General features: G+C 73.0%; 22 protein-coding genes and 1 pseudogene. 9 read left to right on the forward strand and 14 right to left on the reverse strand.

Annotation, left to right across the window (positions count from 1 at the left end; translation table 11 throughout):
- Positions 1 to 63: 63 nt before the first annotated feature.
- The 6 genes from ABD352_RS07035 to ABD352_RS07060 form a co-directional block, all read right to left on the reverse strand.
- Positions 64 to 564, reverse strand: a complete 501-nt coding sequence (locus ABD352_RS07035) for an ATP synthase subunit B family protein (RefSeq protein ID WP_344611398.1) — start codon at positions 562 to 564, stop codon at positions 64 to 66.
- Between the two features lie 89 nt (positions 565 to 653).
- Positions 654 to 1,139 carry a pantetheine-phosphate adenylyltransferase gene (coaD, locus tag ABD352_RS07040; protein WP_344611399.1) on the reverse strand — a complete coding sequence of 162 codons (486 nt, stop codon included), beginning with the start codon at positions 1,137 to 1,139 and terminating at the stop codon, positions 654 to 656.
- 46 nt (positions 1,140 to 1,185) lie between these two features.
- Positions 1,186 to 1,752 carry a 16S rRNA (guanine(966)-N(2))-methyltransferase RsmD gene (gene rsmD, locus ABD352_RS07045; RefSeq protein WP_344611400.1) on the reverse strand — a complete coding sequence of 189 codons (567 nt, stop codon included), beginning with the start codon at positions 1,750 to 1,752 and terminating at the stop codon, positions 1,186 to 1,188.
- Positions 1,753 to 1,832: 80 nt separating this feature from the next.
- On the reverse strand, positions 1,833 to 2,045 hold the full coding sequence (locus ABD352_RS07050; RefSeq protein WP_344611401.1) for a hypothetical protein: 213 nt from the start codon (positions 2,043 to 2,045) through the stop codon (positions 1,833 to 1,835).
- Between the two features lie 278 nt (positions 2,046 to 2,323).
- Positions 2,324 to 4,522, reverse strand: a complete 2,199-nt coding sequence (recG, locus tag ABD352_RS07055) for an ATP-dependent DNA helicase RecG (RefSeq protein ID WP_344611402.1) — start codon at positions 4,520 to 4,522, stop codon at positions 2,324 to 2,326.
- A gap of 5 nt (positions 4,523 to 4,527) precedes the next feature.
- Positions 4,528 to 6,207, reverse strand: coding sequence for a DAK2 domain-containing protein (locus ABD352_RS07060; RefSeq protein ID WP_344611403.1), 1,680 nt, complete (start codon positions 6,205 to 6,207; stop codon positions 4,528 to 4,530).
- 204 nt (positions 6,208 to 6,411) lie between these two features.
- On the opposite strand from ABD352_RS07060, the gene rpmB reads away from it, so the two are divergent.
- On the forward strand, positions 6,412 to 6,603 hold the full coding sequence (rpmB, locus tag ABD352_RS07065) for a 50S ribosomal protein L28 (protein ID WP_223101777.1): 192 nt from the start codon (positions 6,412 to 6,414) through the stop codon (positions 6,601 to 6,603).
- Between the two features lie 137 nt (positions 6,604 to 6,740).
- On the opposite strand, the gene ABD352_RS07070 is transcribed toward rpmB, so the two are convergent.
- On the reverse strand, positions 6,741 to 7,208 hold the full coding sequence (locus ABD352_RS07070; RefSeq protein WP_344611404.1) for a GNAT family N-acetyltransferase: 468 nt from the start codon (positions 7,206 to 7,208) through the stop codon (positions 6,741 to 6,743).
- 52 nt (positions 7,209 to 7,260) lie between these two features.
- Entirely contained in the window at positions 7,261 to 8,223 is a 963-nt protein-coding gene (locus ABD352_RS07075; protein ID WP_344611405.1) for a thiamine-phosphate kinase, read from the reverse strand.
- 145 nt (positions 8,224 to 8,368) lie between these two features.
- Here ABD352_RS07075 and ABD352_RS07080 point away from each other — a divergent pair, with 145 nt between their 5' ends.
- Positions 8,369 to 8,602 carry an Lrp/AsnC ligand binding domain-containing protein gene (locus ABD352_RS07080; protein ID WP_344611406.1) on the forward strand — a complete coding sequence of 78 codons (234 nt, stop codon included), beginning with the start codon at positions 8,369 to 8,371 and terminating at the stop codon, positions 8,600 to 8,602.
- Positions 8,602 to 9,138 (forward strand): DUF3515 domain-containing protein, encoded by a 537-nt coding sequence (locus tag ABD352_RS07085; RefSeq protein WP_344611407.1) that lies wholly within the window; start codon positions 8,602 to 8,604, stop codon positions 9,136 to 9,138. Before ABD352_RS07080 ends, ABD352_RS07085 begins: the two co-directional genes overlap by 1 nt.
- A gap of 122 nt (positions 9,139 to 9,260) precedes the next feature.
- Here ABD352_RS07085 and ABD352_RS07090 read toward each other — a convergent pair whose 3' ends face one another.
- The 3 genes from ABD352_RS07090 to ABD352_RS07100 form a co-directional block, all read right to left on the reverse strand.
- Positions 9,261 to 10,373 (reverse strand): cystathionine gamma-lyase, encoded by a 1,113-nt coding sequence (locus tag ABD352_RS07090; protein ID WP_344611417.1) that lies wholly within the window; start codon positions 10,371 to 10,373, stop codon positions 9,261 to 9,263.
- A 202-nt stretch (positions 10,374 to 10,575) separates the two neighbouring features.
- Positions 10,576 to 11,607: an NAD(P)H-dependent glycerol-3-phosphate dehydrogenase gene (locus ABD352_RS07095; protein WP_344611408.1), complete on the reverse strand. Its 1,032-nt coding sequence runs from the start codon at positions 11,605 to 11,607 to the stop codon at positions 10,576 to 10,578.
- Positions 11,604 to 12,365 carry a lysophospholipid acyltransferase family protein gene (locus tag ABD352_RS07100; RefSeq protein WP_344611409.1) on the reverse strand — a complete coding sequence of 254 codons (762 nt, stop codon included), beginning with the start codon at positions 12,363 to 12,365 and terminating at the stop codon, positions 11,604 to 11,606. The genes ABD352_RS07095 and ABD352_RS07100 overlap by 4 nt, the downstream gene beginning before the upstream one ends.
- 619 nt (positions 12,366 to 12,984) lie before the next feature.
- On the opposite strand from ABD352_RS07100, the pseudogene ABD352_RS57545 reads away from it, so the two are divergent.
- The 5 genes and pseudogenes from ABD352_RS57545 to ABD352_RS07125 all read left to right on the forward strand — a co-directional run.
- A pseudogene (locus ABD352_RS57545) lies at positions 12,985 to 13,368 on the forward strand (2-phospho-L-lactate guanylyltransferase); the annotation flags it as partial.
- 8 nt (positions 13,369 to 13,376) lie between these two features.
- Positions 13,377 to 13,574 carry a cold-shock protein gene (locus ABD352_RS07110; RefSeq protein ID WP_344611411.1) on the forward strand — a complete coding sequence of 66 codons (198 nt, stop codon included), beginning with the start codon at positions 13,377 to 13,379 and terminating at the stop codon, positions 13,572 to 13,574.
- Between the two features lie 834 nt (positions 13,575 to 14,408).
- Positions 14,409 to 16,682: an RNA degradosome polyphosphate kinase gene (locus ABD352_RS07115; protein WP_425553494.1), complete on the forward strand. Its 2,274-nt coding sequence runs from the start codon at positions 14,409 to 14,411 to the stop codon at positions 16,680 to 16,682.
- Between the two features lie 26 nt (positions 16,683 to 16,708).
- Positions 16,709 to 18,229: a CYTH and CHAD domain-containing protein gene (locus ABD352_RS07120; protein ID WP_344611412.1), complete on the forward strand. Its 1,521-nt coding sequence runs from the start codon at positions 16,709 to 16,711 to the stop codon at positions 18,227 to 18,229.
- Entirely contained in the window at positions 18,217 to 19,089 is an 873-nt protein-coding gene (locus ABD352_RS07125; RefSeq protein ID WP_344611413.1) for an NUDIX hydrolase, read from the forward strand. The genes ABD352_RS07120 and ABD352_RS07125 overlap by 13 nt, the downstream gene beginning before the upstream one ends.
- Before the next feature lie 83 nt (positions 19,090 to 19,172).
- Here the strand turns inward: ABD352_RS07125 and ABD352_RS07130 are convergent, their stop codons facing one another.
- The 3 genes from ABD352_RS07130 to leuC form a co-directional block, all read right to left on the reverse strand.
- The gene (locus tag ABD352_RS07130; RefSeq protein WP_344611414.1) at positions 19,173 to 19,784 is read right to left on the reverse strand and encodes an HU family DNA-binding protein; all 612 of its coding nucleotides are present in this window, start codon (positions 19,782 to 19,784) and stop codon (positions 19,173 to 19,175) included.
- Between the two features lie 136 nt (positions 19,785 to 19,920).
- On the reverse strand, positions 19,921 to 20,508 hold the full coding sequence (gene leuD, locus ABD352_RS07135; RefSeq protein ID WP_344611415.1) for a 3-isopropylmalate dehydratase small subunit: 588 nt from the start codon (positions 20,506 to 20,508) through the stop codon (positions 19,921 to 19,923).
- Between the two features lie 16 nt (positions 20,509 to 20,524).
- The gene (gene leuC, locus ABD352_RS07140) at positions 20,525 to 21,955 is read right to left on the reverse strand and encodes a 3-isopropylmalate dehydratase large subunit (protein WP_344611416.1); all 1,431 of its coding nucleotides are present in this window, start codon (positions 21,953 to 21,955) and stop codon (positions 20,525 to 20,527) included.
- Between the two features lie 49 nt (positions 21,956 to 22,004).
- On the opposite strand from leuC, the gene ABD352_RS07145 reads away from it, so the two are divergent.
- A complete protein-coding gene (locus tag ABD352_RS07145) occupies positions 22,005 to 22,691 on the forward strand; it encodes an IclR family transcriptional regulator (protein ID WP_223101757.1) in 687 nt (228 codons plus the stop codon).
- Positions 22,692 to 23,257: the final 566 nt, after the last annotated feature.

Below are 23,257 nucleotides of genomic sequence, written 5' to 3' on the forward strand. Positions count from 1 at the left end.
CGACGGACTAGGCTACCCGAGTGGCAGATCTTCCGTCGAATCGCCCCCCACGATAGCGCGCCGTCAGAAGGGCAGGGGACGGTCATCCTCGCCGGAGGGGGTGAACGAGCCGATCTCGCGCAGCGCGTGCATCTTGTCGCGGCCGCGCTCGATCGAGGCGAGGGAGCGGGTCAGGAACTGCTCGAAGTTGGCCAGCGCGGTGTCCACGTAGTCGTCGACCTCGTCGCGCAGCCGCTGCGTCTCGGCCCTGGCCTCATTGATCATGCGGGACGCCTCGTGCTCGGCCGACACGACGATCTCGTTGATCGACACGAGGCGGGTGTGCTCGGCCTCGGCCTCCGCGATGATCCGCTCCGCCTCGCGCCGTCCCGCGTCGACGATCTTGTCCCGCTCGTCGAGCAGCGCGCTCGCCCGCCGCAGCTCGCCGGGCAGGTCGGCCCGCAGCTGGTCGAGCAAGTTGATCATATCGGCCCGGTCGAACACGAAGTTGCTCCGCGACATCGGCGCCGACCGTGCACCCTCAACCAGCGCGATGATCTGGTCGATGCTCTCGAGCGGATCCACCTGCGGTCACTCCTGTTCCCACGTCGAACGACCTAACCATGATGCGGCTCGAACACCGATGCCGCTCCATCGCCACTCGGGTTTTGCATCTACTTTCGTGCCGAGGCGAGTCGTTCCTGCAGGCGATTCGCCACGAGATCGGGTACATGTGGCGAAACGTCGCCGCCCCACTTGGCGACCTCTTTGATCAGGCTCGACGAGACGAACGAATATTTGGGGTTGGTCGACATGAACAGCGTCTCGATGCCGCTGAGCCCGTAGTTCATCTGGGCCATCTGCAGCTCGTAGTCGAAGTCCCCGGCCACCCGCACGCCCTTGACGATCGCCGTGATGTCGTTGGCGCGGCAGAAGTCGACCAGCAGTCCCTGGAACGCGTCGACCCGGACGTTGGCGTACGGCGCGGTCACGGCTGCGAGCATCTCCAGCCGCTCGTCGACGGTGAACAACCCCGCCTTGCTCTGGTTGATCAGCACCGCGACGACGACTTCATCGAATACCTGCGATGCCCGGGCCACGATGTCCAGGTGTCCATTGGTCACCGGATCGAACGAACCCGGACAGACCGCGCGCCTCATTGCACCAGCCCAAGCCTCATGAGCGGGGACCGTACCAAAGCTTCGCTCAGCCGTCGTGCTCGCGTTGGGCATACCACAGCGCGGTCTCCCCGTAGCGCCGCTCGGCGACCTGCTCCAGCCCGCCGGGCCACGCCATCGGCGCCCCGCGGCTGGAGCGCTCGACCACCACGACCGCCCCCGGTGCGAGCCAGCGCTCGGCTAGGGCCTCCAGCACCGCGCGGACGCGCTCGTCGGCCACCGCGTAGGGCGGGTCGATGAAGACCGCGTCGTAGCGCCCGTCCGGCTCCCCCGCGACGAGGCGCTCGACCTTGTCGGCGACCACCCGCACCCGCGCGCCAACGCCGAGAGCAGCGACGTTGTCGCGGACGACGCGGGCGGCCTTGGCGTCGGCCTCGACGAGCAGCACGTGCTCCGCGCCACGGGAGCAGGCCTCAAGGCCGACTGCGCCCGAGCCCGCGTAGAGGTCGGCGAAGCGCGCGCCGTCGAGGTCGACGAGGTTGTCCAGGCTGCTGAACAGCGCCTCACGGACCCGGTCGGAGGTGGGTCGGGTGCCCTGCCCGGCCGGCACGGTCAGGCGGCGGCCACCGAGCGTCCCGGCCACGATTCGCGTCACGGGACCAATGTAGAAGCCGCCGCCGTCGGGGAATCGGTGTCCACCACCCGGCCGAGGCGCGTCGGCCGGCCGTCGGTGACCTACACCACTGCCCATTCCGGCAATTGCGACAGTTGCGGCAGGGTCCGGCGGGCAACGGGCGCGGTCACCACCGCGACGCCCAGCTCGACCTGGACGCCCAGCCCGATCAAGAGCACCGCCGACGTGCCGCCGTCCAGCGGCGCCGGCAGCAGCGCGGCCGACGACGCCACGACCCCGGCCTCCCCCGCCAGGGCCGCCGGGCTCCCGATCACCGGCTCCAACGTGATGATCCTCGCGGGCGCTGACCTTGCGCCCGAGGCGCCCGCGCATCCGCGCGGGCGCCTCGCTGTTTCTTCGGACCCCTCGGCGGGCGTCGGCCGGGTGCGGCGTCGCCCGTTACGTTGTGATCCGTTTCACCGACGAATCGCCACGAATCCGGACGAGATCCCCGATCAACGCAATTTTCCCGGCGGGCGGTGCCGGCAGCGTCACGCGGCGCCGATCATCGAGCGCCGTTGTCGTTTATTCTTCGGCGCTCGGACGCGGACCGTCAGCCTTTCTCGAGGTACTCCGCGCGTTCCTCGTCGACCAGGCGCGCGATGGTGGCCGCGAGGTCCGGGTACCGCTCCAGCTCGCGGTCCTCCTCGATGAGCTCGGCCGCCTCCGCGCGCGCCTCGCCGATCAGGTCGGCGTCGCGCTGCAGCGACAGCAGCCGCAGGTGGGAGCGGTGGCCGGACTGGGCCGCCCCGAGCACGTCGCCCTCGCGGCGCTGCTCCAGGTCGAGCTCGGCGAGCTTGAAGCCGTCGGTGGTCGAGGCCACCGCGTCCAGCCGTTCCCGCGCGGGCGTGCCCTCCCCCGCCTCGGTGACCAGCAGGCACAGGCCGGGCGCGCTGCCCCGCCCGACGCGCCCGCGCAGCTGGTGCAGCTGGGAGACGCCGAACCGGTCGGCGTCGAGGATGATCATCATGGTCGAGTTCGGCACGTCCACGCCGACCTCGATGACCGTGGTGGCGACCAGCACGTCGAGCTGGCCGGCGGCGAAGGAGCGCATCACCGCGTCCTTCTCGTCGGCGGGCAGGCGCCCGTGCAGCACCCCGATCCGCAGCCCGTGCAGCGGCCCGTCCTCCAGTTGGGGGGCGACGTCCAGGACCGCGACCGGGGGCCGGCGGCCGTCGTCGCCGACCGGCGGGACGTCCTCGCCGTCGGACTTGGCGTCGCCGATGCGCGGGCACACCACGTACGCCTGGTGCCCCTTCGCCACCTCCTCGCGCAGCCGCCGCCACGCCCGGTCCAGGAACGCGGGCTTCTCGGTGACCGGCACCACGTGGGAGGCGATCGGCGAGCGCCCGCGCGGCAGCTGGCTGAGCACCGACGTCTCCAGGTCGCCGAAGACGGTCATCGCGACCGTGCGCGGGATCGGGGTGGCCGTCATGACGAGCACGTGCGGCGGCTGGTCGGCCTTGGCCCGCAGGGCGTCGCGCTGCTCGACCCCGAACCGGTGCTGCTCGTCCACCACGACCAGGCCGAGATCGGCGAAGTCGACGCCCTCGTAGAGCAGGGCGTGGGTGCCGACCACGATTCCCGCGGTACCGCCGCGAATCTCTTCGACGACGCGACGGCGCGCGGCCGCGCCCAGCGAGCCGGTCAGCAGTGAGACCCGGGTGGCCTCCGGCGCCGCGTCGAGCTCCCCCGCCCGCGCCATGCCCCCGAGCAGGTCCATCACGTTGCGGTGGTGCTGGGCGGCCAGGACCTCCGTCGGGGCCAGCATCGCCGCCTGCCCGCCCGCGTCCACCACCTGCAACATCGCCCGCAGCGCGCAGAGCGTCTTGCCGGAGCCGACCTCGCCCTGCAGCAGCCGGTGCATCGGGTGCGCCCGCGCGAGGTCGGCCGCGATCTCCTCGCCCACGTCGCGCTGCCCGCGCGTCAGCTCGTACGGCAGCCCCGCGTCGAACGTGGCCAGCAGGCCCCCGTCGCGGCGCGGGCGCGGCACCGCCGGCCAGTCCTCTGCCCGCTTCTTGCGCTGCACCAGCGTCAGCTGCAGCGCGAACGCCTCGTCCCACTTGAGCCGCCGCCGCGCGATCCCCAGCGACTGCTGCGACTCCGGCCGGTGGATCTCCCGCAGCGCCTTGTCCAGCGAGGTCAGCCGGCGCCCCGCCCGCGTGGTGGCCGGCACCGGGTCGGGCGTCGGCGGCAGCACGTCGAGCACCGTGCGCACGGCCGCCGCGATGCGCCAGGTCGGCACCCGCGCGGTGGCGGGGTACACGGGGATGATCGCCCCCGCGAACTCCTCCACCGCCTCCTCGCCCTCCCCCGCGTCGAGCAGCACGTAGTCGGGCTGGTTGAGCTGCAGCTTGTTGTTGAACCGGCCGACCTTGCCGGAGAACAGCCCCCAGCGGCCCGGGCGCAGCTGGTTCTCCCGCCACGGCTGGTTGAAGAACGTGACGCTGATCTCCCCGCCGCTGTCGTCGCCGATGACCGCCTCGACCAGCGAGCCGCGCTTGCCCCGCGCGCCCCCGCGCTGCTGTGTGAACTGCCGCGAGTTGACCCGCTTGACCTGACCGAACACGGTCACGTCGGTGTCGATCTCCAGCGCCCGGATGTCGGTGTGCTCCCCGCGCTCCTCGTAGCGGCGCGGGAAGTGGTACACGAGATCGCCCACGCTGTGCAGGTCGAGGTGCTCGGCCAGCAGCTTCGCGCCGTTGCCCCCAAGGACCTTCTGCAACGGCGTGGACAGGTCGATGTCGGCCATAACCCCTATTCGACTCCCACCAGCAGCGGATAGTGCGGCTGGCCCCCTTCGTAGCACTGGACCTCCACGAAAGGCCAGGAACCAGCCACGTGGCGCCGCAGGGTCTCGCCCAGCTCGTCCGGCGCGTCCCGGCCCACGATGAGGGTGACGAGCTCGCCGCCGCCGCCCAGCATCCGGTCCAGCAACTGGCACGCGGTCTGCGCCACATCGCGCCCGATGAGGTTGACCTCACCGTCGACGATCGCGAGCACGTCACCCGCCTGGCAGCGCCCGGCGACCGTCAGCGCCTCCCGCACGGCCATCGTCAGCTCGGCCGAACGGCACCGCGCGGCCGCCTCCGCCATGGCGATCACGTCGTCATCGAACCGGCGCACCACGTCGCGCACCGCCATCGCGGCCAGCGCCTGCACCGGCGACCGGGTGGGCACCACGCCCGCGCGCACGCCCTGCGCGCGCGCCTCCGCCGCCGCCGCAGTGGCCACGGCCTGGACGTTCGGGTCATTGGGCAGCACCACGACGCGGCCCGCGCCCGTGCGCTGGATCGCCGCGAGGACCTCCGCGGTGGACGGGCTGCCGCTGGTGATCACCACCGCGCCCTCGGCCCCGAGCAGCTCGGCCAGGCCGGGGCCGGTACACACCACGACCACGCCGCGCTCCCCCGCGACTACCGGCTCTTCCTGCCCCTTGGCCGCGTCCTGCTCCGCGCCGGCGGCGTCCCACGGCGCGGGCGGCCGCGCATCCGCGCGAGCGTCCACCTGGTCGGCGAAGCGCGTCACCGAGATCCGGCTCGGCCGGCCCGCCTCCACACCCGCCTCGATGGCCGCCCCTACGTCGTTGACGTGCACGTGGACGTGCCAGACGCCCTCGTCGCCGACCACCACCAGCGAGTCGCCGAGCCGGGCCAGGGCGCGCCGCAGCGCGTTCACCGCGGGCTCGGGGGCCTCCAGGAGGTACTGCACCTCGTACGCGTACTCCGCCGAGCCGGCCTCGCGCTCCATGAGCCCGCCCGGTCGCCCGCCGTCTGCCCCCCGCACCACCCCGGCCGGCCCCGCGACCGGCGGCACCGAGCGCACCGTCTCGTCGCCGCCCAGGGTTTGCACCAGCGCCTCGAGGAGCACCACCAGCCCGCGCCCGCCCGCGTCGACGACCCCGGCGCGAGCGAGCGCCGGCAGCTGCTCGGGCGTCCGCGCGAGCGCGACCCGCGCCCCGTCAGCCGCCGCCCGGGCCACCCCGAGAACGTCGCCGTCCGCGGCGCCCAGTGCCGCGGCCGCCGCGGCCGGGCCGACCGAGAGCACCGTGCCCTCGACGGGGGCCGCGACCGCGCGGTAGGCCCCGCGGGCCGCCTCGTCCAGCGCCCGCGCCAGCTGCCCGCCGTCGGCCGCCACGACCCCGTCCAGCGCCCCCGCCATCCCCTTGAGCAGCTGGGCGAGGATGATGCCGGAGTTCCCGCGGGCACCGAGCAGCGCGCCGCGCGCCATGCGCCGCAGGACGTCGCCCGCCCCCGCGCCCGGCTCGGCCGCGGCCTCGGTGGCGGCGGTCATGGTCAGCACGAGGTTGGTGCCGGTGTCGCCGTCCGGGACCGGGTACACATTGAGCGCGTCGATCTCGGCCCGATGGCGGCGCAACGCGTCGAGGCCGGCGGCACCCCACCGGCGGACGGTCGCGGCGTCCACACTGTCTGGCACGCGCCAGAGCCTAACGGTGAGCGCCGTCATTCCCCACCGACCGGCCGACGGGAAGGGCGATCGGATGCCGATTGGGTGTCCGGGCCAGGCATCAGGTAACCTTGCGGGGTTGCCCGCCGCTCACCCGGCCGGTGACGCCTGGAACGAGATCCGCAGTGCGGGTCCGTTTCGATCCGAGACTGCAATCAATCCCAGGAGATCCCCGTGGCTAGCGTGTGCGACGTCTGCGGCAAGGGACCGGGCTTCGGCCACAACGTGTCCCACTCGCACCGGCGGACCAACCGCCGTTGGAACCCCAACATTCAGACGGTGCGCACCCCGGCCGGTGGCGGCACCACGCGGAAGATGCAGGTCTGCACCTCCTGCCTCAAGGCCGGCAAGGTCGTCCGCGGCTGATCCAGCCTGCACAAAAGGCCCCGTGACGCGGTCACGGGGCCTTTTGTCGTGTCTCCGTTGCGGGCCGTGGCCCGGGCGCGGCCAGCGCTCAGAGGTCGCGTCTCCGTTCCGGGCCATGGCCCGGGCGCGGCCAGCGCTCAGAGGTCGCGGCCGAACGACCGCACGTCGGGGTACCCCTTGTAGTGGCCGAAGTCCTCGATCCGGATATATCCGCAGCGCTCGTACAGCCCGATCGCCTCGGGCTGGGCGGTCCCGGTCTCCAGCCAGATCCGCCGGCGCCCGGCCTCCCGCGCGGCCCCCTCGATCGCCAGGAGCAGTGCCTTGGCGACGCCCCGCCCGCGGAACTCCGGGGCCACGTACATGCGCTTGAGCTCCGCCGTCGTCTCGTCCTCGACGAACGTGCGGAAGCCGGCGCACCCGACCGGCTCGTGGTCCACGTACGCCACGAGGAAGGCCCCCTCCGGCGGGTCGAACTCGCCCGGCTGGATCGGGGTCGTGTCCCCGTCCCCGCCGTACCGCGCGCTGAGGTCGGCCAGCGCGGCCGTGGTGAGTTCGGTGGCGACCCGCGAGCCGTAGCGGGTCAGTCGGATGTCGATCTCGTTCACGAGCGTAAAGGGTACGGCCCGCTCGGGCCCTTACCGCATCGGCGGGAAGCCGTCACCGGAAGTGATCCCATCCGGGCGCGCCCCCGGTGTACCTGCGCCCGTCAACGGTCACGCCGTCACCGGACGTGAACATGCTGGCCGCCACGACGGAGCCGACGACGAGCCAGTCGGCCGGCAGCTCGGTGTCGGCCGGGAAGGTCGCGGCGAGCGCGTGGTCGTCGCCGCCGGCCAGGATCCAGCCGTACGGGTCGACGCCGAGCGCGGTCGCGGCGTCGCGCATCGCCTCGGGCACGGTGAACGCCTCGCGGCGCAGGTCGATGCCGACCCCGCTGGCCGTGGCGATGTGCCCGAGATCGGCCAGCAGCCCGTCGGACACGTCGATCATGGACGTCGCGCCCATCCGCGCGGCGATGGGCCCCAGGTGGTACGGCACATCCGGCCGCCGATGCGCGTCGACCAACAGCTTCGGCGAGCGGAACCCTCGCGACAGGATCGTGTACCCGGCCGCGGCGTGCCCGATCCGGCCCGCGACCGCCACGACGTCGCCCGGACGCGCGCCCGAGCGCACCAGCGGCGCCCGCCCCTCGAGGTCCCCGAGCGCGGTCACCGCGATCGTCAGGGTCGGGCTGGCCGACATGTCCCCGCCCACCACCGTCGCGCCGATCTTCGCCGCCTCCGCGGCCAGCCCGTCGGCGAGCTCCTCGACCCAGGAGATCTGCAGGTTCGCCGGGGTGCACAGCGCCACCAGGAGGGCCGTGGGGCGCGCGCCCATGGCCGCGATGTCGGCGAGGTTGGCCGCGGCCGCGCGGTGGCCCACGTCGCGCGCGCTGGACCAGTCGCGCCGGAAGTGCCGCCCGTCGACGAGCACGTCGGTGCTCGCCACGACGCGCGCGTCCGGGGCCGCGACGATCGCCCCGTCGTCACCCGGCCCGAGCAGAACAGAGGGCGACGCCGCCCCGAGCCGAGCCGTCACCCGTGAGATGAGCCCGAACTCCCCGGCGGTTGCTACGGTCACCCCGTCCTCCAACCTGATGCTCGATAGTGTCGCGAAAGCCGCGTGTCATGGCATGATCACGCACGGCGGTTGATTTGCCGGTTCCATTCTTGCGGTAGGTTGACGCCTGATCAGCGCCCGTTCGGCGCAGGGAGGGAGTCGTGTCGTGGTACAGGCCTACATCCTGATCCAAACAGAAGTCGGCAAGGCACGCGACGTGGCCTCGGCCATTCACGGCCTCACAGGAGTGGTCCGCGTGGACGCAGTCACCGGCCCCTACGACGTGGTCGTGCTCACGGAGGCCCGCAACATCGACGAGCTCGGCCAGCTCATCGTGTCCAAGGTCCAGCTCGTGCCGGGCATCACGCGCACGGTCACCTGCTCGGTGGTGCACTTGTAGTGAGCGCGGTAACCACGCGTCCGGGCGCAGGCGCGGGCCGGATCGCCACCCTGGCGGCTCTGCCGATCGCCCTGGTGGCCGGCATCGTCGCCTTCTGGGCGCTGGGCGGCTTCCCGAGCCATGCCGACAAGCCAAGTGCCGCACCGGTACCTGCTGAGGCCCCCCAGCTGGAACCGTCCACCTCCACCGTCTGCCGCGCGCTGGTCGCCAAGCTGCCGGACGTCCTCGGCGGCCTGTCCCGGCGCCCGGTCACGGCCGGCACGGAGCAGAACGCCGCGTTCGGCGACCCGCCGATCGTGCTCTCCTGCGGCGTGGCGAAGCCCACCGTTCCGGCCGACGCCCAGCTCATGGGCCTGTCGAACGTGTGCTGGTTCCCGGACGAGCAGCCCGACCGGACGGTGTGGCAGACGGTGGACCGCGAGGTGGCGTTGCGCGTCGTGGTACCGAAGGCCGCCGACGGTTCCTGGCTCGTGAACCTCTCCGCGCCCATCGTCGCGGCCGTGCCGGCCACGGACCCGGGGCCGGTCCACTGCTGACCGCGATCCGCGTGTAGCTTTCACGCGCCCGCGCCCCCTACTTGCGGCCGTGCTCGCCCCTCCCAGCAAGTCGTGCTCGCCCCTGCCAGGAGGCCGTGTTCGCTCAGTGATGACGCGCGACGTCAGCCGAGCGCGGCGTCCAACGCGCGGCGGACGTCGGCGACCAGATCGGCCGCGTCCTCCACGCCGCAGGACAGCCGCACCAGCCCTTCGGGCACGTCGTCCCCCCACTGCGCCCGCCGGTCCGCCGACGTGTGCAGCCCGCCGAAGGACGTCGCCGCGAAGACCAGCGCGGACGCGGCCAGGAAGCGGTCCACCGCCGCCTTGTCGGCCAGCGTGAACGTGACCACGCCCGGCACGCGCCGCATCTGCCGCGCCGCCGCCTCGTGCGCCGGGTCGCCCGGGCGCCCGGGCCACCGCACGGACGCGACCGCCGGGTGCCCGGCCAGCAGCTCGGCCACCGCCGCCGCGTTCGCCGTCTGCCGCGCCAGCCGCAGGTCGAGCGTGCCGAGGGACCGGTGCGCCAGCCAGGCCTCGAACGGACCCGGAATCCCGCCCGTCCGCGCCCGCCACGTGCGGATCATCGCGACGAGCTCGGGGTCCCGCGCGCACACGTACCCCAGCAGCATGTCGGAGTGCCCGGTCAGCGCCTTGGTGCCCGACGCCACGGAGAAGTCCGCCCCGAGGTCGAGCGGCCGCTGCCCGAGCGGCGTGGGCGTCGTGTTGTCCACGGCGACGAGGCCGCCGGCCGCGTGCGCCCGCGCCGCCAGCTCCGCGACGTCGCACACGTCCAGGCCGGGATTGGAGGGCGTCTCGAGCAGCAGCAGCCGGACCCCGTCGAACGCCGGGTACGGCCCGGCCGTCGGCATCGTGCGCACCTCGATCCCGCGCCCGGGCAGGTGCTCAGCGGCGAAGGCCCGCGTCAGGAAGTACCCGTCGCTGGGCAGCACCACCGCGTCGCCTCCGCGCAGCGTGGCCAGCAGCACGGCGGTGATCGCCGCCATACCGGAGGCGAAGGCGACGCACTCGCCGCCCTCCAGCTCCCCGATGGCCCGCTCCAGGCCGCGGTACGTCGGGTTGTCCGACCGCCCGTACCCGTCCACCCCCTCCTGCGGCCCAGCCACCGGATCGAGGTGATAGGGCGCGGCGAACATCGGCGAGGGCAGGAACGGCGTCCCCGGCACGGGCTCCGGCACCCCGGCGTGCACCACCCGCGTCCCGTCTCCGGGGTGCATCGCGCCCCCGGGCGCGGCGCCGCCGGGCGCGACGTTCACGGGCGCGGCGTCCTCGGCCGCGGCGCCTCCGGGCGCATTGTCTCCGGGCACGGCGTTCACGGGCGTGGCACCTCCGGGCGCGTCGTCTCCGGGCGCGGCTGGCAGGTCCGGGGCGGGGCGGCCGGCTGCCGTGCGGGGGCGCTCGGGTCCGGCGCGGGCATGGTCACTGGCCGGTCGAGGGGACGCCCGGACGCTCCGGCTTCGTCTCCCTGGACATGAGCGCGGCGATAGCCTTGAGCGGGTCCACGCCCTCGTGGCAGACCTGCTCGACCTGCTCCGTGATCGGCATCTCCACGCCTACGCTGCGCGCGAGGTCGCGGATCGACAGGCAGCTCTTGACGCCCTCGGCGGTCTGGCGGGTCGCCGCCTGGGCCTGCTCCAGGGTCTCGCCGCGTCCGAGCCGCTCGCCGAACGTGCGGTTGCGCGACAACGGCGACGAGCACGTCGCGATGAGGTCGCCCAGGCCGGCCAGGCCAGCGAACGTCATCGGGTTGGCGCCGAGGGCCGCGCCCAGGCGCGACGTCTCGGCGAGGCCGCGGGTGATCAGCGTCGCCCGGGTGTTGTCGCCGAACCCGAGTGCCGAGGCCATCCCGTAGGCGAGCGCGATCGCGTTCTTCACGGCCCCGCCGAGCTCGCAGCCGAGCACGTCGTCGTTCGTGTACGGCCGGAAGTACCGCGTGCTGATCGCCCGCTGGACGAGTTCCGCCCGCCGGACGTCGCTGCAGGCCACGACGGTGCCGGCGATCTGCTCGGCGGCGATCTCGGGGGCCAGGTTGGGCCCGGTGACCACGGCGACGCGGTCCGGCTCCACGCCGGCGACCTCGACGATCACCTCGCTCATCCGTTTGAGCGTGTCGAGCTCGATGCCCTTCATGAGGCTCACGAGGGTCGCGTCCGCGCGGATCGCGCCGCTCCAGGCCGACAGGTTGGCCCGCAGCGTCTGCGACGGGATCGCGAGCACGACCAGGTCGGCCCCGTCGATCGCCTCCTGCGCGTCGCACGTCGCGGTGACCGCCCCCGGCAGCCACATCGTGGGCAGATAGTCCGGATTGTGGTGCTCGTCGCGGATCGCCGCGGCCAGCTCGGGCCGGCGCGACCAGATGGTCACGTTCGGCGTGCCGGCGTCGGCCAGCACCTTCGCGAACGCCGTGCCCCACGATCCGGCGCCGAGGACCGCCGCGCGCTGGATGCTCATGCCGCCTGCTCTTCGGATCGCTGTTCTCCGGAACGCTGCGCCTGGGACCGCGGCTCGCTGGCCCGCTTGGGGGTCCACAGCGGCGGCGGGGTGCCGCCCCTGATCTCCACGAGCATGTCCCGCAGGTGCAGCATGACGTGGTCGGTGATCTCTGCGAGGGTCTGCGCCGTCGGCTGCGCGTCCGCCCAGGCCGACAGGTCCATCGGCTCGCCCGCGATGATCGTCACCTTCGCGCGCGGGAGCAGCCGCAGCTTCTTGGTCCGCGGGTCGAAGATCTGCTCCGGACCCCACATGACAATCGGGATCACCGGCGCCCGCGTGTCCAGCCACAGCCGCGCCGCGCCGGTCTTGCCGCGCATCGGCCACAGGTCGGGCTCGCGTGACGTGGTGCCTTCCGGGTAGATGACGACGGCCTCCCCCGCCCGCACCCCCGCCCGGGCGGCCTCGAGCGCCTTGACGGCATCGGTGGTCCCGCGGCGTACGGGGATCTGGTGCACGGCCTTGAGCAGGTACCCGAGCACCGGCACCTCGAACAGGCTGGACTTCGCGAGGAACGACGGCCACCGCCCGGCGTCGAAGATGTAGTGCGCGACCGCGAGCGGGTCCGCGTGGGAGATGTGGTTGACCACGATGATCACCCCGCCCTCGGCCGGGATGTGATCCATGCCCCGCCAGATGCGACGGGTCAGCACCTGGATCGCGGGCTTGACGGTCATGACGGCGAAACGCCGCCAAAAGCCCAGCCTCCGGCGCACCATCTCACCCTCCCCTCACGGTTCTGCTGCGAATCATGCCACTGCCGGCCGCCGGGTGGCCGTGTCAGGATGGCTCATGCCCAGCCACGGCCCATCGACCACCCAGCCGAAGGTTGCCGACCGACCGGCCGCCTGGGTCGCCGTGGTCCCGGTCAAACCCCTGCAAGCAGCCAAGACCCGGCTGCGCGGCGCCGTCCCGGAAGACGTGCACCCCGATCTTGTGCTGGCCATGGCACGCGACACGGTAGCCGCCGCCCTGTCCTGCCGCGCGGTCGCCAGAGTCGTGGTGATCTGCGACGACCCCGCGATCTGCGAGGAGCTCACCGTCCTGGGCGCGCTGTGCCTGCCCGACGCCCCGGCCGCCGGCCTGAACGCGGCCCTGACCTACGGCGCCGAGACCGCCCGGCAGGTCTTCGAGCCCGGCCCCCGCGCGGCTGCGACCTCCTGTCCCGACGCCGCCGGCCCGCAGGTCGCGCCACCCGCCCGCGGGGACGCGGCCCACCCGGAACCCACATACGCGGCAAGGCCGGCCCGCGAGGACGCGGCGGCCCACACCCCGCCCACGGACCTGGCGCCCGTCGAGACCGGACGCGCGGAGGCGGCAAGCACGGCACCAAGCCCGGGCGCGGGCACAGGACGCCCGGACGCGGGCACGGAGCGCGGCTGCCTGGCGGGCCTGGGCGTGGTCGCGTTGACGGCGGATCTGCCGGCGATGCGGCCCAAGGATCTCGAATCGGCGCTGGTCGCGGCCGCGGGAACGGGCCACCGGGCCTTCGTGCCCGACCTGGAGGGCACCGGGACGGTCCTGCTCGCCGCTCCGGCCGGAGAGGCGCTCTTACCCCACTTCGGGCCGGGGTCGGCGGCGGCCCACGCACGCTCGGGCGCGACACGGCTCGACGGCGACTGGCCCAGCCTGCGGCGCGACGTCGACACAGCGGCCGATCTCGATGCCGCGGCACGGTTAGGACTCGGCACGCATACCGGACAAGTCCTCTGCACGGTAGCGTGATCGGTATGCAGGGCACGGTGGCGACGTTCGACGAGGCGAGCCGTACCGGAACGGTGCTGCTCGATGACGGGGTCGAGGTGACCTTCCCGGCCGCGGCGTTCGACGCGTCCGGGCTGCGGCACCTGCGGCTCGGCCAGCGGGTCCGGCTCGACCACGACGATGTGGGGACGATCACCAAGGTCACATTGCCGACCCTGTCGTAATGGCCAAGCAGCGGGAAGTTCATGTTCAGACCGGCACAAACGGGCCATGATGATCCGGTGGACGAAAGCACAGCCGGTCGAAGCCGCCCGCGAAAAGCAGCCCCCCGGCCGGACCCGGCAAGCGCACCGCCCACGACGACGAGGTCCAGCGGAAACGGGGCCCCGGCACGCGCTCGTCGAGCCACAAAGGTCGTGCGGTCGGCTACGGCCGACGAAGCAACGGTGAGCGAGGTCACGGTGAACGAGGCCACGGCAGACACGGCGAAGGCAGCAGAGCGGGTGCCCGCCCAGAAGACCCCGACGAAGGCGCCCGCGCGGGGCGCCGCGAACCCGCAGCCGCCAAGCGCGCCGGAGGGCACGGCCCAGCAGGCCAAACAGCCGGAGAACGGCCAGCCGGAGGGCACCCGGCCGAACGCCGCACAGGCGACCGGTGCGCGGCAGAGCGCGAGATCAGTCGGTGCGACTTCACAGACGGCCAAGTCCACGGCCGCTGCCAGGCAGAAGCCAACCGGCGCACCGAAGACCGCGCCCGAGCCAGCCGTCGCCGACGGCGTGGCGGCGAACGGCCAGGAGGCCGAGGTCAGTAAGGCGGGCGCCGGAAACGAACCGAGCCCCGCCCGCGCGGACGCCGCCGCAGCCGCCGGCGCTCCCGAAGCCCGCACCGAGGCCGCCGAAGGCTCCGCGAATGCCGCCGACGGTCACGCGGCCACCGTCGAGGGCACCACGGAGGCCGCCGCAGCAGGCGCGGACGCCGCTGAAGCTCTCGCGGAGGTCGCGCCCGCGCCCGGCGTCGCCGACACCACCGGCGAGCCGGCCGAGGCCCCGGACGACCCCGTGACGGCCGAGGACGAGACCCTCGAAGCGGCGCGGACGGCGCCGGCCGCCACCGGCGAAGAACCCGACGCGATCGTGGACGACACGACCGAGGGGGCCGGGGATGCCGGGCACCCCGGCGCCCGCGCGGACGCCCCCGCCGGCCCGCTTCAGGCCGTCATCGAGGAGGACGGCGCCGGGTGGGTCAGTCCCGAAGGGGACCTGATGCGGGTACCGGAGGAGGAAAAACCCCTGCCGGACGACCGCTATCTCGACCGTGAGCTGTCGTGGCTCGACTTCAACGCGCGCGTCCTGACGCTGGCCGAGGACCCGGCCACGCCGCTGCTGGAGCGGGTCAAGTTCCTCGCCATCTTCGCCAGCAACCTCGACGAGTTCTACATGGTGCGCGTCGCCGGGCTGAAGCGGCGCCTGCAGACCGGCCTGCCGGTGCGCCGGCCCGGGTTCCAGCCGCCGACGGAGCAGCTGGAGCAGATCGCCGAGCGCACGTCCGCGCTGATGTCGCGGCAGTCGCGGGCCTTCGCCGAGGACATCGCGCCGGCGATGGCCGACGAGAACATCCACATCGTTCGCTGGGCGGAGCTGGACCCGGCGGAGCGGGAGCGGATGCGCGCGTCGTTCCGCGAGCAGATCTTCCCGGTGCTGACCCCGCTGGCCGTCGACCCGGCGCACCCGTTCCCGTACATCTCGGGGCTGTCGCTCAACCTGGCCGTGGTGGTGCGGGAGAAGGACGGCGGCCCGGAGCTGTTCGCCCGGATCAAGGTGCCGAACAACGTGCCGCGGTTCTTCGCGCTGCACGGCGCGCGCGACGGGGCGCGGGTGATGCGCTTCCTGCCGGTCGAGGAGCTCATCGCGGCACACCTCGGGCAGCTGTTCTCCGGCATGCAGGTGGTCGAGCACCACCTGTTCCGGGTGACGCGCAACGCCGAGGTCGAGCTCGACGAGGACCGCGACGAGGACCTGCTGCAGGCACTGGAGCGGGAGCTCGCGCGGAGGCGCTTCGGTCCGCCGGTGCGGCTCGAGGTCGCGGCGTCCATTTCGGACCACGTGCTGGAGCTGCTCGTCCGCGAGCTGGACATGGACTCCCACGACGTGCTGCGCGTGCCGGGCCTGCTGGATCTGACGGCGATGTGGGAGGTCTACAACGGCGTCGACCGCCCGGACCTGAAGGACCCGCCGTTCGTGCCGGCGACGCACCCGCACTTCGCCGAGGGCGAGACGCCGCGCAGCGTCTTCGCGCGGTTGCGCGACCACGACATCCTGGTCCACCACCCGTACCACTCGTTCTCCACCAGCGTGCAGCGCTTCATCGAGCAGGCCGCGGCGGATCCGAACGTGCTGGCGATCAAGCTGACGCTGTACCGCACCAGCGGCGACTCGCCGATCGTCGACGCGCTCGTCGACGCGGCCGAGGCGGGCAAGCAGGTGGTCGTGCTGGTCGAGGTGAAGGCGCGCTTCGACGAGAAGGCCAACATCGGCTGGGCGCGGACGCTGGAGCGCGCGGGCTGCCACGTCGTCTACGGCCTCGTGGGCCTCAAGACGCACACGAAGACGGCCCTCGTGGTGCGCCAGGAGGGCAACCACATCCGCCGCTACTGCCACGTGGGCACCGGCAACTACCACCCCAAGACGGCGCGCCTGTACGAGGACTACGGGCTGCTGACGGCCGATCCGGAGGTCGGCGCCGACCTGACCGACCTGTTCAACGTGCTCACCGGCTACAGCCGCCAGACGTCGTACCGCCGGCTGCTGGTCGCCCCGCACGGGGTGCGCCGCGGCATCATCGAGCGGATCGAGCGCGAGGTCGCGTACGGCGCGGACGGCCTGGTCCAGCTCAAGGTGAACTCGCTGGTCGACGAGGAGATCATCGACTCGCTCTACCGCGCCAGCCGCGCGGGGACGCGGGTCAACCTCATCGTGCGCGGCATCTGCGCGCTGCGCCCGGGCGTGCCCGACCTGTCGGAGAACATCCGGGTCCGATCGGTCCTGGGCCGGTTCCTGGAGCACTCGCGGGTGTTCCGGTTCGGCCACGGTGCGCGCTCGGAGTACTGGATCGGCTCGGCGGACCTGATGCACCGCAACCTGGACCGCCGCGTGGAGGCGCTGGTGCAGGTGACCGACCCGGCCTCGACCGAGGAACTGCACCGGGTGCTGACCCTGATGATGAGCGACGACACTGGCGCGTTCGAGCTGTCCGGCAACGGTGAGTGGCACCGGCGGCCCGGCAAGAACCCGCAGGAGGTGCTGCTGCGCCGCATCGTCGATCGGGTGGAGTGAGCCCATCCTCCGACTAGGGTGACGGGATGCTCGAGGAAGAACGCAAGTACCTCGTCGATAACGGGTTCACGATGCCGGACCTCAGCGCCGCCGGCCGGGTGCGCGCGCGGAAGCCGGTGACACTGCGGGCGACCTACTACGACACCACCACGCGGCTGCTCGCCAGGCATGGGGTTTCGCTTCGGTACCGCGCGGGCGACGCACGGTCGCGCGTGTGGACCCTCAAGCTGCCGACGTCACGGGCGGGAGTGCGGCACGAGCACTCCCGCCCGGCGGCCGGCGCGGGCGTCGTGCCGGAGGAACTACTGGACCTGGTGACGGCGTTCCGGCGCGGACGCACGCTGCTGCCGGCGGCCGTGCTGCGCACGGTGCGGACCGTCTACGACGTCACCGACCGGGACGGCACCGTGCTGGCCGAGGTGGCCGACGACGAGGTGAGCGTGCTCGACGGCCGCAAGGTCGCGTGGAGCTTCCGCGAGATCGAGGTCGAGCGGGTGTCCGGCGAGCCCAAGGTACTGGACAAGATCGAACGGCTGCTGCTGCGCGCGGGCGCCCAGCTGGGCGACTTCGTACCCAAGCACCTGCGGGCGATGGGGCCGCTGCAGCCGGCGGTGCTGGTCGCCCCGGAGCCGCTGCGACGCAAGCCGCGGGCCGGCGACGTGGTCACCGAGGCGATCCGCCGCGACGTGGCACGCATCTTCAAGCACGACCCGTTCGCGCGGCTGCGGCAGCTGATGCCCAACGGCGACACCCCGGTGCACCAGATGCGGGTCGGCACCCGGCGGCTGCGCAGTGACCTGCAGACGTTCCAGGCGCTGCTGGACCCGGAGTGGACAGCCCGGCTGCGGGTGGAGCTGGCGTGGCTCGCCGAGGCGCTCGGGGGCGCCCGCGACGTCGAGGTACTGCGGGAGCGGCTGCACCGCACGGCCGCGGCCGACCCGCTCGCGCCGACGGACCAGCAGGCGGTGGAGCGCCTCGACGCGGCGCTGGCCGCGCGGCAGGAGGCAGCGCTGGCGACGCTGGACGCGGCGCTGCACTCGCGGCGCTACGTGAAGCTGCTCGACGCGCTGGTCGGGGCGGTGCGCGAGCCGCGGCTGTCGCCGCTGGCACGGGAGCGGGCCGAGACGGTCCTGCCGGACATCGTGCGCAAGCCGTGGCGGCGCCTGGTCCTCGGCGGGGGCGGCGTTCCCGGCGCCGGCGGGCTCACCCCGGACCTGCCCGACGACGACTGGCACGAGGTCCGCAAGCGGGCCAAGCGGGCCCGCTACGCCGCCGACGCGGTGTCGCCGATCGTGGGCGCCGAGGCGCTACTGCTGGCCAAGGCGATCGCCCGGGCGCAGGCGGTGCTGGGCGAGCACCAGGACGCGGCGATCGCCGCGGACGCCTGGGTGGCGGAGGCCGCGGCCGCGCCGCGCAACCACGCCCTGGCAGTGACGGCGGGCCGGTTGTACGAACGCGAGCGGGCGGCGGTCACCCGCGCCCGCGCAGCGTTCCCGGCCGTGTGGGAGTCGGTCGCGGAGGAAAAGAACATCGCATGGCTGAAGTGAACTCGGTCGTCCGCGCGGCGGGCGGCGTGGTGTGGCGGCGCGCCGGCGGAGCAACGGAGATCGTGCTGGTGCACCGCCCCCGATACAACGACTGGTCGCTGCCGAAAGGCAAGCTCGACCCCGGCGAGCACGAGCTGACCGCCGCGGTCCGCGAGGTGTTCGAGGAGACCGCGGTGGAGGCGGTGCCGCAGGTCCGGCTGCCGTCGATCCGGTACCTGACCGGGGAGCCGGGCGTGGAGAAGTCGGTCGACTTCTGGTCGATGCGCGCGGCCGCGTGGACGCCCCGCCCCGCCGACGACGAGATCGAGGAGGCCCGGTGGGTGCCGGCCGCCAACGCCCAGTCGATGCTCAGCTACGCCCATGACCGCGGGGTCGTACGCGCGTTCCTGGACCTGCCTCCGGTGACCGCGGTGGTGGCCCTGGTACGGCACGCGAAGGCCGGCAAGCGGCGCGAGTGGACCGGACCGGACGCCGAGCGGCCCCTGGAGCCGGCCGGGGAGCGCGATGCACGGGCCCTCAACGGCCTGCTGACGCTCCTGCGGCCCGACCGGGTGGTGTCGGCCACCCCCGTGCGCTGCCGGCAGACGGTGGAGCTGCTGGGGCTGCCGCTGGAGCTCGACCCGGCGTTCGACGAGCTGCACCCGCCCGGGCCGGCCGCGGCGCGGCTGACGGCACTCGCCGGCCGGGGCGGCACGACGGTGGTGTGCAGCCAGGGCAAGCTGATGCCGCCGCTGCTCGCGGCGCTGACGAACCGCGCCGACGTCAATTTCCACACCCGCAAGGGCGCTGGCTGGGTCCTGTCCTTCGCCGAGGGCCGCCTTGTCGGGCGGGACCGGCTCGCCCCGGTGACGCTGCAGTAGCGATTCAAGGTCCGGTGAAGATCCCGGAAATGCGAAAGGGCGGCGCCGCGGACAATCGCGGCGCCGCCCTTTTCGTTGCCTGCTTACTTGGCGGCGGCCTTCTTGGCCGGCGCCTTCTTCGCGGCGGTGGTCTTCGCGGCGGCCGCGGTGGCCGTCGTCGTCTTGCGCGCCGTGGTCGACGCCGCGGCGCGGGTCGTCTTGGCGGCGGTCTTCTTCGCCGGCGCCGCCTTGGTGGCGGCCTTGGCCGGGGCGGTCTTGGTGGCGGCGGCCTTGGCCGGGGCGGCCTTCGCCGTCGTCGCCTTCGCCGTGGTGGCCTTGGCCGTGGTGGCCTTGGCGGTGGTGGCCTTGGCGGTCGTCGCCTTCGCGGCGGTGGTCTTCGTCGCGGCGGCCTTCTTGGCCGCGGCGGCGACCTTCGGCACCTTGCCGCTGGCGACCATCTCGCGGAAGCTGGCGCCGGCCCGGAACGCGGGAACCGACGTCTTCTTCACCTTCACCGCTTCACCAGTGCGCGGGTTCCGGGCGGTTCTCGCGCCACGGACGCGCTTCTCGAAGACGCCGAAACCGGTGATGGCGACCTTGTCGCCCTTGGTCACGGCGGCCTGGATCTCGGCCAGCACCGCGTCCAGCGCCGCGTTCGCCGACTTCTTGTCGCCCAGGCGAGCGCTGAGCGCCTCGATGAGCTCGGCCTTGTTCACGTTTCCTCCCGTACCAGAATTGAAGTCCCTGTGGGCAAGGTATCCCAACGCACACAGGATACAAACATATGACGGAAAAGAAATCGTTGTGGAGTAACGGATTTGACCGACAGCTCATCGAGACGCCCTGCGGGGCCTAGTGAACGACGGGTGTCCACTCCGGACGGCCTTGCTCGAAGGCGGTGATAGCTTCCTCGTGGCGAAGGGTGAGGCCGATGTCGTCGAGGCCTTCCAGCAGCCGCCAGCGACTGAAATCGTCCAGTGGGAAGGCCCATTCGTGGGCGCCCGCGCGCAACTGGCGGGCCTGCAGGTCGACCGTTACCGCGAGCTTCGGGTCGGCCTCGATCGCGGCCCAGAGCTGCTCGACGTTTTCGAGATCGAGCTCGACCGGCAACAGCCCGGCCTTGAGCGAGTTGCCCCGGAAGATGTCCCCGAAACGGGGCGCTACGACAGCCCGGAATCCATAGTCCTGCAGCGCCCAAACGGCGTGCTCACGCGAGGATCCGGTGCCGAACTCGGGCCCGGCGACAAGGATCGAAGCGCCCTCGTAGGCCGGATTGTTGAGCACGAATTCCGGATCGGAGCGCCACGCGTTGAACAGCCCGTCGGCAAACCCGGTGCGGGTGACGCGCTTGAGGTAGACGGCGGGGATGATCTGGTCGGTGTCCACGTTGGACCGGCGCAGCGGCACGGCCGTGCCGGTGTGGACGGTGAACTTCTCCATGTGTCCGTTGTCCCTTTTAGTTCAGATCGGCGGGGGCGGCGAGGTGACCGGCGACGGCGGTCGCGGCGGCGACCGGCGGCGAGACGAGGTGGGTACGCCCACCACGGCCCTGGCGGCCCTCGAAGTTGCGGTTGGACGTCGAGGCGGAGCGCTCGCCGGGCTTCAGCGTGTCGGGATTCATGCCCAGGCACATGGAGCAACCCGCGAAGCGCCACTCCGCGCCCGCCTCGGTGAAGACCTTGTCGAGGCCCTCCTCCTCCGCGGCCGCGCGCACCGAGGCCGAGCCGGGCACCACGAGCATCCGCACGCTGTCGGCGACGCGGCGCCCGCGCAGCACCTCGGCAGCGGCCCGCAGGTCCTCCAGCCGGCCGTTGGTGCAGGAGCCGAGGAACACCACGTCGATCGCGACGTCGCGCAGCGCGGTGCCGGGGGTGAGCGCCATGTACTCCAGCGCCTTCTCCGCAGCGACCTTCTCCGCGCTCTCCTCGAAGTCGTCCGGGCTGGGCACGAAGCCGCCGAGCGGCGCGCCCTGGCCTGGGTTAGTGCCCCAGGTGACGAACGGGGTGAGCTGTGAGATGTCCAGCGTCACCTCGGTGTCGAACTTGGCGCCCTCGTCGGTGCGCAGGCCGCTCCAGTACTCCTTGGCGCGATCCCAGTCCTCACCCTCGGGCGCGTACTGCCGGCCCTCGATGTAGGCGAAGGTGGTCTCGTCCGGCGCGATCATGCCGGCCTTGGCGCCCCACTCGATCGACATGTTGGAGATGGTCATCCGACCCTCCATGGACAGCTTGTCGATCGCGGGGCCGCGGTACTCCACCACGTGCCCGCGCCCGCCGCCCGTGCCCACCTGGGTGATGAGCGCCAGCACCAGGTCCTTGGCCGTCACGCCGGGGCCGAGCTCGCCGACGACGTTGACCGCCATCGTGCGCGGGCGCGCCTGGGACAGCGTCTGCGTCGCCAGGACGTGCTCGACCTCGGAGGTGCCGATGCCGAACGCGAGGGCGCCGAACGCGCCGTGCGTGGAGGTGTGCGAGTCACCGCACACGATGGTCATGCCCGGCTGGGTGAGGCCCAGCTGCGGTCCCATGACGTGGACCACCCCCTGCTGGGCGTCGCCCAGCGAGTGCAGCCGGATGCCGAACTCCTCGGCGTTGCGCCGCAGCGTCTCGATCTGCGTGCGCGAGACCGGGTCGCTGATGGTCAGCAGGTTGTCGGTCGGCGTGTTGTGGTCCTCGGTCGCGATCGTCAGGTCGCGGCGCCGCACCGTGCGGCCGGACATGCGCAGGCCGTCGAACGCCTGCGGGCTGGTGACTTCGTGCAACAGGTGCAGGTCGATGTAGAGCAGGTCCGGCTCGCCGGCGGCGGTGCGCACGACGTGCGCATCCCACACCTTCTCCGCCAGGGTGCGCGGCTGCTGCTGACCTTGCTGTCGTGCTTCTCCCACCATCTGGACATCCTAAAATTTGGGAGGTATGTTTCGGTCTGTGGGACACAGTATGAGCGGTGTAGGCGTGCTCGACAAGGCGGTAGTCATCCTTGCCGCCTGCGTCGACGGCGCCAGCCTGGCGGAATTGGTCGAGCGGACCAAGCTCCCGCGCGCCACCGCGCACCGCCTGGCGCAGGCGCTGGAAATCCACCGCTTACTCGTTCGTGACGCCCAGGGCCGCTGGCGCCCGGGCCCGCGCCTGGGCGAGCTGGCCAACGCCGCACCAGACGTGTTGCTGACCGCCGCCGAGCCGATGCTGACCGCATTGCGGGACGCGACAGGCGAGAGTGCCCAGCTGTACCTGCGCCGCGCCGACGAGCGCCTGTGCGTGGCCGCGGCCGAGCGGGCCAGCGGGCTGCGCGACACGGTGCCGATCGGCGCGGTCCTGCCGATGACGGCCGGCTCGGCCGCACAGGTGCTGCTCGCGTGGGAGCCGCCGGAGGCGGTGATGCCGCTGCTGCCCCGGTGCAAGTTCACGGGCCGCACCCTCGCGGAGGTGCGGCGCCGGGGCTGGGCCCAGAGCGTGGCCGAGCGCGAGCCGGGCGTGGCGAGCGTGTCGGCGCCCATCCGGGACCGCACAGGGCGGGTCATCGCGGCGATCAGCGTTTCCGGCCCGATCGAGCGGCTGGGACGCCGGCCGGGCGATCGCCACGCGATGGCGGTAGTGCGCGCGGGGCAGCGCCTCTCGGGCCTGTAACGGGACTCTGGTCAACGGCGTCGCCTCCGGGCGGCGCCGTTGTCCATTTCCAGGGATTCCGCCATTCGGTACCGCACGAGCCTCCCACGCGGCCGCGAAGCACACGGCCCGATCCGACGGTTCGGCTTCTCTCCCACCCACGCACCTCGCCCGGCTCGGGCGCGGCTCCACCGGGGCCGTCGGCACCCGCAACGGGCCCAGGTCGCCGCCGCACGACGGCCGCGATACGCCCCCGGCGGGCGCAGCGGGCACGGCAGGCTCAGCGGCGCAGGCGGGCATGGCGGCACACGGCCCGGTTGCACAGCGGGCACGGTGGCACGCTGCTCGGCGGCACGGGCGGCTCGGCGGCACGGGCGGCTCGGCGGCACGGGCGGCTCGGCGGCACAGCGGGCACTACGGCACGCGGCCCGGTGACGCAGCGGGCCCGGTGGCACATTGGCGGCACAGTGGGCACGAGGGCACCCGCACGGCAGCACGGGCGGCACGCGGTGGCACGGGCGGCACGCGGCGGCACGCGGTGGCACGGGCGGCACGCGGCAGGCACGGGCGGCACGCGGCGGCACGGG

The organism is Dactylosporangium salmoneum (genome assembly GCF_039532525.1).
GTDB lineage: Bacteria > Actinomycetota > Actinomycetes > Mycobacteriales > Micromonosporaceae > Dactylosporangium > Dactylosporangium salmoneum.

Excerpts from the sequence above, each read along its gene's own strand:
- ABD352_RS07090 (WP_344611417.1), bottom strand. The coding sequence starts at position 10,373 with ATGCACCCCGGAGACGGGACGCGGGTGGTGCACGCCGGGGTGCCGGAG.
- ABD352_RS07095 (WP_344611408.1), bottom strand. The coding sequence starts at position 11,607 with ATGAGCATCCAGCGCGCGGCGGTCCTCGGCGCCGGATCGTGGGGCACG.
- ABD352_RS07145 (WP_223101757.1), top strand. The coding sequence starts at position 22,005 with ATGAGCGGTGTAGGCGTGCTCGACAAGGCGGTAGTCATCCTTGCCGCC.
- leuD (WP_344611415.1), bottom strand. The coding sequence starts at position 20,508 with ATGGAGAAGTTCACCGTCCACACCGGCACGGCCGTGCCGCTGCGCCGG.
- recG (WP_344611402.1), bottom strand. The coding sequence starts at position 4,522 with ATGGCCGACATCGACCTGTCCACGCCGTTGCAGAAGGTCCTTGGGGGC.
- ABD352_RS07120 (WP_344611412.1), top strand. The coding sequence starts at position 16,709 with ATGCTCGAGGAAGAACGCAAGTACCTCGTCGATAACGGGTTCACGATG.
- ABD352_RS07100 (WP_344611409.1), bottom strand. The coding sequence starts at position 12,365 with ATGGTGCGCCGGAGGCTGGGCTTTTGGCGGCGTTTCGCCGTCATGACC.
- ABD352_RS07125 (WP_344611413.1), top strand. The coding sequence starts at position 18,217 with ATGGCTGAAGTGAACTCGGTCGTCCGCGCGGCGGGCGGCGTGGTGTGG.
- ABD352_RS07110 (WP_344611411.1), top strand. The coding sequence starts at position 13,377 with ATGCAGGGCACGGTGGCGACGTTCGACGAGGCGAGCCGTACCGGAACG.
- leuC (WP_344611416.1), bottom strand. The coding sequence starts at position 21,955 with ATGGTGGGAGAAGCACGACAGCAAGGTCAGCAGCAGCCGCGCACCCTG.
- coaD (WP_344611399.1), bottom strand. The coding sequence starts at position 1,139 with ATGAGGCGCGCGGTCTGTCCGGGTTCGTTCGATCCGGTGACCAATGGA.